This window comes from Curtobacterium sp. C1 (assembly GCF_021049325.1).
Taxonomy (GTDB): domain Bacteria; phylum Actinomycetota; class Actinomycetes; order Actinomycetales; family Microbacteriaceae; genus Curtobacterium; species Curtobacterium citreum.
In genome coordinates this window covers 2,380,286-2,393,421 of sequence record NZ_CP088076.1, presented here as the reverse complement: position 1 = coordinate 2,393,421, position 13,136 = coordinate 2,380,286, and the positions used below count along the sequence as shown (strand labels likewise).

General features: G+C 71.1%; 13 protein-coding genes and 4 tRNA genes. 13 read left to right on the top strand and 4 right to left on the bottom strand.

Annotation, left to right across the window (positions count from 1 at the left end):
• The first annotated feature begins 26 nt into the window (after window positions 1-26).
• Window positions 27-1,397, top strand: a complete 1,371-nt coding sequence (locus LQK89_RS11440; protein WP_175326375.1) for an FAD-dependent oxidoreductase — start codon at window positions 27-29, stop codon at window positions 1,395-1,397.
• A 34-nt stretch (window positions 1,398-1,431) separates the two neighbouring features.
• On the top strand, window positions 1,432-2,550 hold the full coding sequence (locus LQK89_RS11435; RefSeq protein ID WP_231049159.1) for a heparan-alpha-glucosaminide N-acetyltransferase domain-containing protein: 1,119 nt from the start codon (window positions 1,432-1,434) through the stop codon (window positions 2,548-2,550).
• Window positions 2,551-2,627: 77 nt separating this feature from the next.
• Here the strand turns inward: LQK89_RS11435 and cls are convergent, their stop codons facing one another.
• Both cls and LQK89_RS11425 read right to left on the bottom strand, forming a co-directional pair.
• Window positions 2,628-4,088, bottom strand: coding sequence for a cardiolipin synthase (gene cls, locus LQK89_RS11430; RefSeq protein WP_144804360.1), 1,461 nt, complete (start codon window positions 4,086-4,088; stop codon window positions 2,628-2,630).
• 11 nt (window positions 4,089-4,099) lie between these two features.
• Window positions 4,100-4,588: a YajQ family cyclic di-GMP-binding protein gene (locus LQK89_RS11425; protein WP_174777928.1), complete on the bottom strand. Its 489-nt coding sequence runs from the start codon at window positions 4,586-4,588 to the stop codon at window positions 4,100-4,102.
• A gap of 144 nt (window positions 4,589-4,732) precedes the next feature.
• Here LQK89_RS11425 and LQK89_RS11420 point away from each other — a divergent pair.
• The 5 genes from LQK89_RS11420 to LQK89_RS11400 all read left to right on the top strand — a co-directional run bounded on the left by LQK89_RS11420 (window position 4,733) and on the right by LQK89_RS11400 (window position 7,277).
• A tRNA-Tyr gene (locus LQK89_RS11420) sits at window positions 4,733-4,814 on the top strand.
• Window positions 4,815-4,909: 95 nt separating this feature from the next.
• A complete protein-coding gene (locus tag LQK89_RS11415) occupies window positions 4,910-5,731 on the top strand; it encodes an inositol monophosphatase family protein (RefSeq protein WP_231049158.1) in 822 nt (273 codons plus the stop codon).
• A 180-nt stretch (window positions 5,732-5,911) separates the two neighbouring features.
• Window positions 5,912-7,006, top strand: coding sequence for a M23 family metallopeptidase (locus LQK89_RS11410; RefSeq protein ID WP_231049157.1), 1,095 nt, complete (start codon window positions 5,912-5,914; stop codon window positions 7,004-7,006).
• Between the two features lie 92 nt (window positions 7,007-7,098).
• Window positions 7,099-7,170, top strand: a tRNA-Thr gene (locus tag LQK89_RS11405).
• A gap of 30 nt (window positions 7,171-7,200) precedes the next feature.
• Window positions 7,201-7,277: transfer RNA gene (locus tag LQK89_RS11400), tRNA-Met, on the top strand.
• Window positions 7,278-7,632: 355 nt separating this feature from the next.
• Here LQK89_RS11400 and LQK89_RS11395 read toward each other — a convergent pair.
• Complete coding sequence (locus tag LQK89_RS11395; RefSeq protein WP_058741949.1) at window positions 7,633-8,010, bottom strand: hypothetical protein; 378 nt, start codon at window positions 8,008-8,010, stop codon at window positions 7,633-7,635.
• Between the two features lie 127 nt (window positions 8,011-8,137).
• Between LQK89_RS11395 and LQK89_RS11390 the strand changes: the two genes are divergently transcribed.
• Genes LQK89_RS11390 through LQK89_RS11380 form a run of 3 tightly spaced genes read left to right on the top strand, consistent with a single transcriptional unit; the run spans window position 8,138 to window position 10,037 of the window.
• Complete coding sequence (locus tag LQK89_RS11390) at window positions 8,138-8,587, top strand: MaoC family dehydratase N-terminal domain-containing protein (protein WP_083519953.1); 450 nt, start codon at window positions 8,138-8,140, stop codon at window positions 8,585-8,587.
• Window positions 8,584-9,009: a MaoC/PaaZ C-terminal domain-containing protein gene (locus tag LQK89_RS11385; RefSeq protein ID WP_058741947.1), complete on the top strand. Its 426-nt coding sequence runs from the start codon at window positions 8,584-8,586 to the stop codon at window positions 9,007-9,009. The genes LQK89_RS11390 and LQK89_RS11385 overlap by 4 nt, the downstream gene beginning before the upstream one ends.
• On the top strand, window positions 9,006-10,037 hold the full coding sequence (locus LQK89_RS11380; protein WP_174779410.1) for a UDP-N-acetylmuramate dehydrogenase: 1,032 nt from the start codon (window positions 9,006-9,008) through the stop codon (window positions 10,035-10,037). The genes LQK89_RS11385 and LQK89_RS11380 overlap by 4 nt, the downstream gene beginning before the upstream one ends.
• Before the next feature lie 109 nt (window positions 10,038-10,146).
• Here LQK89_RS11380 and LQK89_RS11375 read toward each other — a convergent pair whose 3' ends face one another.
• A complete protein-coding gene (locus LQK89_RS11375; RefSeq protein ID WP_231050790.1) occupies window positions 10,147-11,352 on the bottom strand; it encodes a pyridoxal phosphate-dependent aminotransferase in 1,206 nt (401 codons plus the stop codon).
• Between the two features lie 175 nt (window positions 11,353-11,527).
• Here LQK89_RS11375 and LQK89_RS11370 point away from each other — a divergent pair.
• The 3 genes from LQK89_RS11370 to nusG all read left to right on the top strand — a co-directional run bounded on the left by LQK89_RS11370 (window position 11,528) and on the right by nusG (window position 13,082).
• Window positions 11,528-11,600 (top strand) — tRNA-Trp (locus LQK89_RS11370).
• Window positions 11,601-11,614: 14 nt separating this feature from the next.
• Window positions 11,615-11,899 carry a preprotein translocase subunit SecE gene (secE, locus tag LQK89_RS11365; protein WP_083519952.1) on the top strand — a complete coding sequence of 95 codons (285 nt, stop codon included), beginning with the start codon at window positions 11,615-11,617 and terminating at the stop codon, window positions 11,897-11,899.
• A gap of 133 nt (window positions 11,900-12,032) precedes the next feature.
• Window positions 12,033-13,082, top strand: a complete 1,050-nt coding sequence (gene nusG / locus LQK89_RS11360; RefSeq protein WP_231049156.1) for a transcription termination/antitermination protein NusG — start codon at window positions 12,033-12,035, stop codon at window positions 13,080-13,082.
• Window positions 13,083-13,136 lie beyond the last annotated feature (54 nt).

Sequence of the window (13,136 nt, the reverse complement as noted above, 5' to 3'; positions counted from 1 at the left end):
CCCGCACGAACGAACTGGAGACACCAGTGCCCACCCTCCGACTCGCCATCGTCGGCGCCGGTCCCGCCGGCATCTACGCCGCGGACATCCTGCTGCGGGAGGCCCGCGGCTTCGACGTCTCGATCGACCTGTTCGAGCAGCTGCCGGCGCCGTACGGCCTGGTCCGCTACGGCGTCGCACCGGACCACCCCCGCATCAAGGGCATCGTGAACGCGCTGCGAGACGTGCTCGACCGCGGTGTCGTCCGGCTGTTCGGCAACGTGCGGTTCGGCGAGGACATCACGCTCGACGACCTGCAGCAGCACTACCACGCGGTGCTCTTCTCGACGGGCGCGATCAAGGACGCCGACCTGGACATCCCCGGCGTCGAGCTCGAGGGCTCCTACGGCGCGGCGGACTTCGTCAGCTGGTTCGACGGCCACCCGGACGTCCCGCGCACCTGGCCGCTGACGGCCGAGAGCGTCGCGGTGATCGGCAACGGCAACGTCGCCCTCGACGTCTCCCGCATCCTCGCGAAGCACGCCGACGACCTGCTGCCGACCGAGATCCCCGCGAACGTCTACGACGGCCTCAAGGCCAGCCCCGTCACCGACGTGCACGTCTTCGGCCGCCGCGGTCCGGCGCAGGTGAAGTTCACGCCGCTCGAGCTCCGCGAGCTCGGTGAGCTCCGCGACGTCGACATGGTCGTGTACGACGAGGACTTCGACCATGACGAGGCCTCGAAGACCGCCATCGCCACGAACAAGCAGGTCATGGTGATGAACCGCGTGCTCGAGCAGTGGCGCCAGCGCGAGACCGGCACCGCCAGCCGCCGCCTGCACCTGCACTTCTACGCGAAGCCCCTCGAGCTCGTCGGCGAGGACGGCCACGTCACGGCGATCCGCTACGAGCGCACCCGCCCCGACGGTCTCGGCGGGGTCGAGGGCACCGGCGAGGTCCGCGAGCTCCCGGTGCAGGCCGTGTACCGCGCGGTCGGATACTTCGGGTCCCCTCTGCCGGGCGTGCCGTTCGACGAGCGCACCGGTGTCATCCCGAACCACGAGGGCCAGGTCCTCGACGCCGACGGCCACCAGCTCCCCGGCATCTACGCCACCGGCTGGATCAAGCGCGGACCCGTCGGGCTCATCGGACACACCAAGTCCGACGCGATGGAGACCGTGCAGCACATCGTCACCGACCAGGCGTCGTGGTGGAGCCCGGCCGACCCGTCGCCCGAGGCCGTCCCGGCGCTGCTCCGCGAGCGCGGCGTGGAGTTCACGGACCTCGACGGCTGGCACGCGCTCGACGAGCACGAGCAGGCACTCGGCGGCGCCGAGGGTCGCGAGCGCATCAAGGTCGTCCCGCGCGACGAGATGGTCGACGTGTCGCTCCGTCGCGTCGACCAGCCGACGAGCTGACCGCCCCGACGACCACCGCGCTCCCCGCACCGCGATGACCACCGCCCGCCCCGCACCGCCCGCCGCGATGCGGGGCGTGCTCGTCGCGCCCGGACGGCTGCAGGGCGTCGACGTGGCGCGGGCCCTCGCGCTGCTCGGCATGATGGCCGCGCACGTCGGCGGCGTCGCGGACGCGTTCGACTGGGCCGACGGCGCGACGTGGTCCGCCGTCGCGAACGGCCGGCCATCGACGCTGTTCGCGGTCCTCGCCGGGGTGTCCATCGGGCTGACCAGCGGCCGCACCACCCCGCCCGGGCCGCCGGCGATCGGCCGGGTCCGCGCACGGCTCGCGGTCCGCGCGGTCGTCGTGGTCGCGATCGGGCTGCTGCTCATGGCGCTCGACACGCCCGTCTACGTCATCCTGCCGACCTACGGGGCGCTCTTCCTGCTCGTCGTGCCGGTCCTGCGGCTGCGCGCACGGTGGCTGTTCGTCCTCGCCGCGGTGTGTGCGCTCGCGTCGCCGGTGGCTGCCCTCGCGGTCGTCCCGCTCTACGCGGACGCCGGCATGTTCGGGGTGCAGCTCGGGCTGGTCTACCCGGTGGTCACGTTCCTGGCGTACGTCCTGGTCGGACTCGCGGTCGCCAGGAGCGGTCTGGAGGTTCGTGTCCGGCAGGTCCTGCTCCTCGCGTCCGGCGCGCTGGTCGCCGCCACCGCCTACGTGGTCGGGAACCTGGTCGCCCCGGTCCCGGCGGACGCCGAGTACGCGTTCCCGGGGCTGCCGTACGCTCCGGACGACAGCACACCGGGGCAGGTGCTCGCGCAGTACTTCGCGTCGCCCCGGGACCACTCGTCCTCGGTCGTGGACGTCGTGGCGACGGCCGGGATCGCCGTCGCGGTCGTCGCCCTGTGCACGCTCGTGTTCGACGGACGCGGTCGGACGGTCGCCCGGGTCGCGTTCCCGCTCGCGGCGGTCGGGTCGATGCCGCTGACCGTGTACGCCGGCCACCTCGTCGTCATCGCGGCGCTGCCCGAGTACCCGGAGTCCGCGACCGCGTGGGGCTGGTTCGCCGTCGGCTCGGTGCTGTTCGCGATGACGTGGCGGACGTTCCTGGGACGCGGCCCGCTCGAGCGGCTCGTGGCGCGGCTCACCCGACTGGTGCCGGACGCTCGCTGACCAGCCCAGGGCGCCGGAACCGCATCGACGTCTGGGGGCCCGGCGGGGCGGACCCGCACCGTGCCTCCCGGCCGGCCCTACTGCAGGGCTGCCGTCAGCCGCGCGACGTTGTCGAGCACCTGGGACCGGCGCGGACGTTCGAGCCACGCGTCCAACGTGAGCTCGAACGAGGCCTCCTTGTAGGCGGCCTGCACACCGCGCAGCGCGTCCACGAACCGGCTCCCGCGGACCATCACCGAGACCTCGAGGTTCAGGCTGAACGACCGCATGTCCATGTTGCTCGACCCGATGACGGACACGTCGTCGTCGATCGTGAAGTGCTTCGCGTGCAGGATCGTCGGGGCGCGGTACAGCCAGATCTTCACGCCGGCGCGCAGGAGCTCCTCGTAGTAGGAGCGCTGCGCGTGCCACGTCATCGCGTGGTCGCCCATCTCGCCGACGAACAGCTCGACCTCGACCCCGCGCTGCGCCGTCGTCGTGATCGCGTAGAGCATCGAGTCGTCCGGCACGAAGTACGGGGACGTGATCGACACCTTCTCCTGCGCGGAGTAGAGCAGCGCGTTGAACAGACGCAGGTTGTTCTCGCCGTCGAAACCGGGGCCGGAGGGGACCACCTGGCAGTCGAGGGCGTCCCCGCGGTCGGCGCGCTGCACCGGGTCGCTCTCGCGGAGCAGGAGCTCGTCCGTCTCGCTGTACCAGTCGGTGACGAACAGGGCGTTGAGGCCGGCGACGACCGGACCCTCGAAGCGGGCGAACAGGTCCTTGTAGACCATGCCCTTCTCGATGTGCGACGGCAGGTCGTAGGACGGGTCGATGAGGTTCTGCGACCCGGTGAACGCGACCGAGCCGTCGATGACCATGATCTTCCGGTGGTTGCGGAGGTCCGGGCGCTGGAACTTCCCCTGCAGCGGCTGCAAGGGGAGCATGAGGTGCCACTCGATGCCGGCCTGGTCGAGGAACGCGAGCGTGTCCTTGTAGCCCGGGTAGCCGCGGCTCGCCCAGTGGTCCAGGAGGAACCGCACCGTCACACCGCGGGCCTGCGCACGGGCGAGGGCCTCGAAGTACGGCCGCGTCGTGTCGTCGATCGTGGCGATGTAGAACTCGACGTGGACGAACCGACGCGACTGGTCGATCGCGCGGGTCATCTCCTGCACCGACTCGTACGAGTCCGGGTAGAGCTCCGCGGAGTTGCCGCCGACCAGGGGCATCGCGCCGAGCTCGCGGTTGAGCTTCGTGATGCTCTCGAGCCACGGCGGCCACGGATGGTCCCGCCGCACGCGCTCGATGCCCTCGGTCTGCTCGAGGATGTACGCGTTGATCTCCGTCTGCTTCTCGCGCCGGGCCTTCGGCAGCTTCGTCGACCCGATCACCAGGAAGACGATGAACCCGATGTAGGGGATCAGGAAGATCGCGAGGAGCCAGGCGGTCGCGGTCTGCGGCTTCCGGTTGTACGGGACGTAGATGATCGAGAAGACACGGATCGCCAGGTCCAGCAGGACCAGGAGGACGGTGATCGCGACGCTGAGCCAGTGCTCCACGGGGTGCGGCGCTAGCGGAAGTTGATGAACTGCAGCGGCACGTCGAACTCTTCACCCTTGAGGAGCTGGATCGTGTTCTGCAGATCGTCACGGCTCTTCGAGGAGACGCGCAGCTCGTCGCCCTGGATCTGGTTCTTCACGCTCTTCGGGGCGTTCGCGCGGAGGAACGCGCCGATCTTCTTCGCGACGTCCTGCTCGATGCCGTTCTTGAACTTCACCTCGATGCGGTACTCCTTGCCCGAGGCGAAGGGGTCGCCGGCGTCCAGGCTCTTCAGGCTGATGTTGCGCTTGATCGCCTTGGTCTGCAGGACGTCGAGGACGGCCTTCGCGCGCTCCTCGGAGTTCGCCTTGATGAGGACGTCCTCGCCGCTGAACGCGATCGAGGCCGCGGCGCCCTTGAAGTCGTAGCGCTGCTCGATCTCCTTGGCTGCCTGGTTGACGGCGTTCTCCGCCTCCATCTTGTCGACCTTGCTCACCACGTCGAAGGAACTGTCTGCCATGCCGGACAGCCTAACGGCGGACGGGAGGCACGGTTCGGGTCCGGCACGCCGGCTGCGGTGGGCGGTGGTCACGACCACCCCTGGTGATCCGCTATGCTCTTGGAGCGCCTTCGGTTGGTGATCACACGAGCCGGGTGCGCACATGGCGAGTTACCCAAGCGGCCAAAGGGATCTGACTGTAAATCAGCCGGCGTAGCCTTCGGGGGTTCGAATCCCTCACTCGCCACTCGATGAACCGGCCCCGTCCTCCTCGGACGGGGCCGTTCGCGTTCCGGCATGCACCGCGTTCCGGCTCGCGTCGCGTTCCGGCATGCTGGGGTCGTGTCCGACGCGCTCACCCCAGTCCAGTTCGCCGACCTCGCCGAGTCGATCGCACGCGAAGGGGCCGCCCTCGCCGCCCGTCGTCGTGCCGAGGGGGTCGAGGTCGCCGACCGCAAGTCGAGCAACGTCGACGTCGTCACCGCGGCCGACCGCGAGGTCGAGGCGCTGATCCGCCGCCGGATCGCCGAGGCCCGTCCCGACGACGGCTTCCACGGCGAGGAGTCCGGCTCGGGGACCGGCAGCTCCGGCTTCACGTGGGTGGTCGACCCGATCGACGGGACCGTCAACTACCTCTACGGCAGCGACGCGTACGGCGTCAGCATCGGCGTCGTCCGCGGGGAGCCGGACCCGACGACGTGGGAGCCCGTCGCCGGCGTCGTCGTGCAGCCCGCGACCGGCGCCGTCTTCCGCGGCGCGGTCGGCGCCGGGGCGACCCGCGACGGGGTGCCGATCCGTGTGGCGACGCCGGCGTCGCTCGCCGAGACGCTCGTCGCCACCGGCTTCGGGTACACGGCGGACCGTCGTCGGGAGCAGGTCGCCGTGCTCGCCGGGCTCGTCGGCGACGTGCGGGACGTCCGACGCGGGGGAGCGGCGTCGCTCGACTGCTGCGCGGTGGGAGCCGGCACCGTCGACGCGTACTACGAGCGGGGGATCAACCCGTGGGACATGGCCGGGGGCGCGGTCGTCGCGGCCGAGGCCGGTGCCACGGTCCGCATCTGGGAGGCGGGCGGGACCCGGTCCTTCCTGTTCGCCGCACCAGCGGTGGCCGACGGACTCGAGGCACTCGTCCGACGGCTCGAGCGGGAGGTGCTCGGCGGCTGAGCGCTCCGGGCGACCTGCACGGACGTGCACGCGACTGGCGAGGAGCTGTACGTCCTGCTAGCGTGCTCCAGTCCCGTTACCTGCTCGTTACCAACGGGAGCCCTGCCCCACGCTCGTGCTCCCGACCCACGAGCGCTCCGTGCCCCGAACTCCCGCCGAACCAGGATCAGCCCCGAACGCATGCCCCACGCTCCCGTGACGCCCACCCGCACCGCCGACGTCGACACCGCCCCCGAGCCGGTCGTCCACCTCACCCGACGCGAGCGCATCGCCGCCGAGCGACGAGCGGCAGCAGCAGGCGATCCGGTCGCAGCCCCGGTCCGTGCCGAGGTCGCCACGCCCGTGACCCCGCCCGCGCCGGCGTCGCCGATCGACCTGGCACCCGCGTCGCCTGTGCGTCCCGAGCCCTCCGCCGGTGCGGTCACCCCGCCGGCCCCGAGCTCGCCGGTGGTCGCTCCGGCTGCCGTCCGCCGGGCGGGTCGTGCCGCACGTCCCGTCGTCACCACGGCCGACCGGGCGACCCGGCACATCCCCGCGGTCCCGGCTGCTCCGGCTGCTCCGGCTGCGGCCACCGCGTCCACCGGCTCGTCCTTCCGCCGGACCGCCTCGCGCATCACCGCGGTCGGTGCCCTGCTCTTCGCCGCCGGACTCGTCGTGTCGACGTCGCTCCCGGCGCAGGCGCTCTGGGTCCCGACGAGCACGACGGCCGAGCGTACCGGCAGCGGCGCCGCCCAGACCCTCGCGGTCGGCGACGGCGCGACCGACGCGGAGACCACGCGCGACCAGTACTCGGTGTCGAGCGCTGCGCAGTACAAGAACGTCGACGCGTCCTCGTTCACCAACGACGCGAACGGCACGATCCAGTGGCCGTTCCTCACCGGTGTCCCGATCACGTCCGGGTTCGGCGGCCGCCAGGTGGAGGGCTGCTCCTTCTGCTCGACGAACCACATGGGCGTCGACTTCGCCCCGGGCGAGGGCACCCCGATCCGTTCGGTCGCCGCCGGCACGGTCATCAAGGTGCAGGCGCACGACGGCGGCTTCGGCAACGACGTCTGGGTGCAGCACGACGTCGACGGCAAGCAGTTCGTCAGCGTCTACGGCCACATGAAGGACAACACGTTCGAGGTCGTCCGCGGCCAGCAGATCGAGGTCGGTCAGGTCCTCGGCCAGGTCGGCTCGACGGGCAACTCGACCGGGCCGCACCTGCACCTCGAGATCCACGTCGACGGAGTCCCCGTGGACCCGCTGGCGTGGCTCCGCGCGAACGCGAACTAGCGGTCCAGCGGCGGCACGCCCGGGCGTCACGTCCGGTTCCCGACCACCGTCGCGGGTCTGCTACTCTCGTCTGGTGCCGCCGAGCGGCACTCGCCCCGATAGCTCAGTGGTAGAGCACTTCCATGGTAAGGAAGGGGTCGTCAGTTCAATCCTGACTCGGGGCTCCGACCCGGAGCTGTGCGCTCCGGATCTCTGGCGGGGTAGCTCAGTTGGTTAGAGCACACGACTCATAATCGTGGGGTCACGGGTTCAAGTCCCGTCCTCGCTACCACAAGCCCGGCGATCCGCTCGCCGGGCTTTCGTCGTTCCCGGGCTGTGCTCGTCCCGGGCTCTGCTGGTCTCGGGCTGTGCTGGTCTCGGGCTGTGCTCGTCCTGCTGCGCGTGCTGCGGCGCTGCCCACCGCGCGCGCCTGGTCGTTCCGGGCATCCCTGGTCGTCCCGGAGCACCAGGTACGTCCGATCCCACGAGGTACGCCCGATGCCGCCGAGTACGGGCGCGCGTTCCTGCCCATCTCGCTCGACATGGGATGCCGATCCGCTCGTGGGGTGCAGGAAAGGACGACTTCCCATGCGCGGATCGGCATCCCATGCGCGGAACGGTCTCCGACGCGCGGAACGGCGGCCGGGTCAGCGCGGGGGAGCGGTGAGCAGACCGGCCGCGCGCAGGGAGCGCTCGAGCGTCGCGTTCACCTGCTGCCACGCGGAGCGGCGTCGTCCGGCGCCGATGCTCCCGCCGGACACCGCGGTGCCGTGCACGGCGTGCCGCAGGGTGATCGTGGTCGAGGTCCCCGTGACGGTGGAGGACAGCTCGTACCGGCGGAACTGCCGCGACGGGTGCACCAGGGCCCCGAGCAGGATCGTCAGCGCGCGGCTGCCCGACGTCGCGGTGAGCGTGCCGCCCGTGGACTCCACGCGGTGGCCGGCCTGGCGCAGGGCAGCGCCCGCGACCTCCATGGCCGTGCAGCGGTCACCCGTGTGCACCGCGAACTCGGTCGTCGTCTCCATCGTTCCTCCCCACCCCCCGGATCGGCACAGCGACCCGACGACTTCCCCCGAAGCCGTTCGCGGCAGCATAGCCGAAACGACCTCACTTCCGGGCGATGTGTCGCGGAGCGTCGGTAGACTCCCGGACGTGTCAGTGAACCCCGAGCTCGTCGGCAGGACGTTCCCGCCGGCCCAGCCCTACCTGGTCGGCCGCGAGAAGGTGCGCGAGTTCTCGCGGGCCGTCTTCGCGACGAACCCGATCCACCACGACCCCGACGCAGCCCGGAACGCCGGGTACGCCGACGTCGTCGCACCGCCGACCTTCGCCGTCGTCGTGCAGGAAGCCACGCTCGCACAGCTCCTCGCCGAGCCCGACGCCGGGATCGACTTCTCGCGCGTCGTGCACGGCGAGCAGTCCTTCACGTACGAGCGGCCGATCGTCGCGGGCGACGAGCTCACCGCGACGCTGACCGTCACGAGCGTGAAGACCCTCGGCGGCAACGCCATGGTCACCGCCGAGAGCACGATGCAGGACGCCACCGGGGAACACGTCGTCACGGCGACCTCCACCCTCGTGGTCCGAGGAGACGACGCATGACCGCCGCACCGCTCACCGCCGTCGAGGTCGGCACCGTCGTCGCCGAGCGCACGGTCCACCTCACCCGCGACTCGCTCGTCCGCTACGCCGGGGCCTCCGGGGACTTCAACCCGATCCACTACCGCGACGACGTCGCCGCCTCGGTCGGTCTCCCCGGTGTCCTCGCGCACGGCATGCTGACGATGGGCCTCGCGGTCCAGCCGGTTTCCGAGTGGCTCGGCGACCGCGGGACCGTCCAGCGCTACGGTGTGCGGTTCACCCGCCCCGTCGTCGTCGACCCGGAACAGGGCGCCGACGTCACCGTCGTCGCGAAGGTCGGCACGGTCGACGCGGACGGTCGCCCCCAGCGCATCGACCTCACCGTGACCGCCGGCGGGCAGACCGTGCTCGGCAAGGCGCAGGTCACGGTGGTGCTCCGCTGACCGGGTCGACGCGTCTCGCCGACCTGACGACGTTCCGCGTCGGGGGTCCCGCCAGGACGCTCCTGACCGCCGAGACCACCGACGAGCTCGTCGCGCACGCGCACACGGCCTGGGCGGACGACGAGTGGCTGGTCGTCGGCGGCGGCAGCAATCTGCTGGTCGCCGACGACGGCTTCGACGGCACCGTCGTGCTGGTCCGCACCCGCGGCGTCACCGCCGAACACGACGCGGACGGCGTCACCGTCCGCGTCGCGGCCGGTGAGCCGTGGGACGCGTTCGTCGCCACCACCGTCGCCGAGGGATGGACCGGACTGGAGGCACTGAGCGGCATCCCGGGCACGGTCGGCGCCGCCCCCGTGCAGAACATCGGCGCCTACGGGGTCGAGCTGTCCGACGTGCTCACCGCGATCGACTTCCTCGACGCGTCGACGGGGGAGCGCGCGTGGGTCCCGGCCGCCGAGTTGGCGCTCGGCTACCGCACGTCGACGCTCAAGCACGGCCGGCGCGGGGTCGTCCTCGCCGTCGAGTTCCGTCTCGGCTCGGCTCCCGAGGCCGGGGTGCCGGTCCGGTACGCCCAGCTCGCGGGCTCGTTGGGGGTCGACCTCGGCACGCCGGTCGACCCGGCGACGATCCGCGCGACCGTGCTGCGGCTCCGTGCGTCGAAGGGCATGGTCCTGGACGACGCCGACCCCGACACGTGGAGCGCCGGGTCGTTCTTCACGAACCCGATCGTCTCCGCCGCCTTCGCCGAGACGCTCCCGCCGGAGGCGCCGCGCTGGCCCGCCGGCGACGACGTCAAGCTCAGCGCCGCCTGGCTCATCGAGCACGCCGGGGTGCACCGCGGGTACGCGGTCCCGGGGTCCCGCGCGGGGATCTCCTCCAAGCACACCCTCGCGCTGACCAACCGGGGCGACGCGACCGCGGCGCAGGTCGCGGAGCTCGCGCGCTACGTGCAGGCGACCGTCCTGAACCGCTTCGGGGTCGCGCTCGTGCCTGAGCCCGTCGTGGTCGGTGACCTGACCGCCTGATCGCCACGATCCTCCCGGCCGTCCAGCAGTCGGTCTGACGGGCCGCACCCCCGGAACGACGTTGCGCCCCGCTGCTGCGGGGCGCGACGTCGTCGACGGGGTGCGACGATCAGGCGGAGAAGAACGCCGCCAGGCGACGGACGCCCTCGGCGATGTCGTCGTCTCCCAGGGCGTAGGACAGTCGCAGGTAGCCGGAAGGGCCGAACGCCTCGCCGGGGACGACCGCGACCTCGGCGTGCTCGAGGATCAGGTCGGCGAGCTCGAGCGTCGTCGTGGGGGTGGAACCGGCCCACTCGCGACCGAGCAGCGCCGTCACGTCGGGGTAGACGTAGAACGCACCCTGCGGGGTCGGCGTGACGAAGCCCGGGATGGCGTTGAGGCCGTCGACGATCGAGCGGCGACGGCGGTCGAACGCATCGCGCATCGCGGCGACGGGCTCCTGCGGGCCGGTCAGTGCGGCGATCGCGGCGCGCTGGGACACGTTCGACACGTTCGAGGACAGGTGCGACTGCAGGTTCGACGCGGCCTTGACGGCGTCGGCCGGGCCGATGAACCACCCGACGCGCCAGCCGGTCATGGCGTAGGTCTTCGCGACGCCGTTCACCAGGATCGTGGTGTCGGCGAGGGCCGGGACCGCCTCGAGGATGCCGGTGAAGCGGACGCCGTCGTAGACGAGGTCCTGGTAGATCTCGTCGCTGATCACCCAGATGCCGTGCTCGAGGGCCCACTCACCGATGGCCTTCGTCTGCTCGGCGGTGTAGACCGAGCCGGTCGGGTTCGACGGCGAGCAGAACAGCAGCGCCTTCGTCGCGGGGGTCCTGGCGGCCTCGAGCTGCTCGACGGTGACGAGGTAGTCCTGGTCGCTGCCGGCGAAGACCTCGACCGGGACACCGCCGGCGAGCCGGATGGCCTCGGGGTAGGTGGTCCAGTACGGGGCGGGCAGCAGGACCTCGTCGCCGGCGTCGACGACCGTCTGGAACGCCTGGTAGACGGCCTGCTTGCCGCCGTTCGTGACGATCACCTGCGCGGGGTCGACGGTCACGCCGGACTCGCGCGCGGTCTTGTCGGCGATGGCCTGCTTGAGCTCGGGCAGCCCGGTGGCCGGTGTGTACCGGTGGTTCTTCGGGTCCTGCGCGGCCTGGACGGCGGCGTCGACGACGTGCTGTGGCGTCGCGAAGTCGGGCTCGCCCGCGGCGAAGGAGACGACCGGGCGGCCGGCGGCCTTGAGCGCCTTGGCCTTCGCGTCGACCTTGAGCGTGGCGGACTCGGCGATCGCCGCGATGCGCGACGCGATGCGCGGTCGGTCCGCCTGCACGGCGGGCTCGGGGGTGGTGGACTCGGGGCCAGGGGCTGCGGTGCTCACGGCCCCCAGCCTACCGACGCGGCACGCCGGAGCATCCGTCAAGTGGACAGCGTGTGACGGACTCCCGTACACTCGACCACCGGCGCACGGAACGCTCTGCGGAACGTGGCCACGGGGCAGTCCCCCTAGGGCGGTGGCTCAATTGGTAGAGCAGCGGTCTCCAAAACCGCAGGTTGCAGGTTCGAGTCCTGTCCGCCCTGCAAGTCTGGAAGGTGTGAAGTTGGCGAGCAAGGACATGGAGACGACGACGGACGACGTCGTCGCGAAGGCCAAGGCCGATCGCGCCCAGCGCGGTGGTCCGTTCGCCGCCATCGCCCTCTTCATCCGCCAGGTCATCGGCGAACTCCGCAAGGTCGTCACACCGACCCGTAAGGAGCTCTTCAGCTACACGGGTGTCGTGCTGGTCTTCGTCATCGTGATGATGATCCTCGTGTCGATCCTCGACTTCGTGTTCGGTCTCGGCGTCGGTTACGTCTTCGGCAACGGTCCGACGGTCTGATCCGACGGGGCCCCTGCGGGCGTCCGGCTGGTCTGGGCGTCGTCCGACAGGAGTACGGTCGCCCGAGACGGAACCGGACGCGCACCGCTCCGACCGCACACCCGATCCGCACCACCGAACGGAAAGAACCGCAGTGTCTGACAACTCCCGCGACGACATCGACCTCGCCACGGCTGCCGAGCAGTCCTCGGAGGTCGAGGAGAACCAGGAAGGCGACGTCGAGACGAGCGAGGGCCGCTCGGTCGAGTCCGCCGAGGAGCGTGCGATCTCCGTCGAGGACGAGGACGACGAGTCCCTCGGTCTGAGCGACGAGCCCGACGACGGCACGGTCGACGCCTCCATCGACGAGGCGCTCACGGCGCTGCAGGAGTCCCGCGACCCCGAGGCGGACGCCGTCGTGGACGACGCGCTCGACGTCGACACCCTGGACGAGGCCGAGGCCGCCGTCGAGGCAGTCGAGGACGAGGAAGAGACCGAGCTCGAGGCGGAGACCGCCGCCGAGGCGAACGAGGCGAACGAGACGATCGCGGCGGACGAGGCCCTCGAGGCCGACGACGACACCGAGGTCGACCCGTACGAGGCGTTCAAGGCCGAGCTGCGCATGAAGCCGGGCAAGTGGTACGTCATCCACTCCTACGCGGGCTTCGAGCGCCGCGTGAAGTCGAACATCGAGAACCGCATGGTCTCGATGTCGATGGAGGACTCGATCTACCAGGTCGAGGTCCCCATGGAGGACGTCGTCGAGATCAAGAACGGGCAGCGCAAGCTGGTCACCCGCGTCCGGATCCCCTCGTACGTGCTCGTCCGCATGGACCTCAACGAGGACTCGTGGTCGGTCGTCCGGCACACCCCGGGCGTCACCGGCTTCGTCGGCAACGCGCACAACCCCACGCCGCTCCGCTTCGACGAGGCGTTCGGCATGCTGAAGTCCCTCGTGCAGGTCGCCGAGGCAGCCCCCACCAAGGGCGGCGCCAAGGGCAGCGGCTTCGCTCAGGCCCAGCCGCAGGCCGAGGTCGACTTCGAGATCGGCGAGACGATCACCATCAAGGAGGGCTCGTTCGCGGGTCTGCCCGGGTCGATCTCCGAGATCAAGCCCGAGAGCGGCAAGCTCACCGTCCTCGTCTCGCTGTTCGAGCGCGAGACGCCGGTCGAGCTCAGCTTCGACCAGGTCACCAAGCTCTAGTCCGATCCACGAGATCGGGTAGACTACTGAGGTTTGGCCCCGTGCGCTGACGCG

What these genes read in the sequence shown, in the direction of transcription:
- LQK89_RS11385 (WP_058741947.1), top strand. Translation starts at nt 8,584, where the DNA reads ATGACCGCCGCACCGCTCACCGCCGTCGAGGTCGGCACCGTCGTCGCC.
- LQK89_RS11435 (WP_231049159.1), top strand. Translation starts at nt 1,432, where the DNA reads ATGACCACCGCCCGCCCCGCACCGCCCGCCGCGATGCGGGGCGTGCTC.
- LQK89_RS11425 (WP_174777928.1), bottom strand. Translation starts at nt 4,588, where the DNA reads ATGGCAGACAGTTCCTTCGACGTGGTGAGCAAGGTCGACAAGATGGAG.
- LQK89_RS11395 (WP_058741949.1), bottom strand. Translation starts at nt 8,010, where the DNA reads ATGGAGACGACGACCGAGTTCGCGGTGCACACGGGTGACCGCTGCACG.
- LQK89_RS11410 (WP_231049157.1), top strand. Translation starts at nt 5,912, where the DNA reads ATGCCCCACGCTCCCGTGACGCCCACCCGCACCGCCGACGTCGACACC.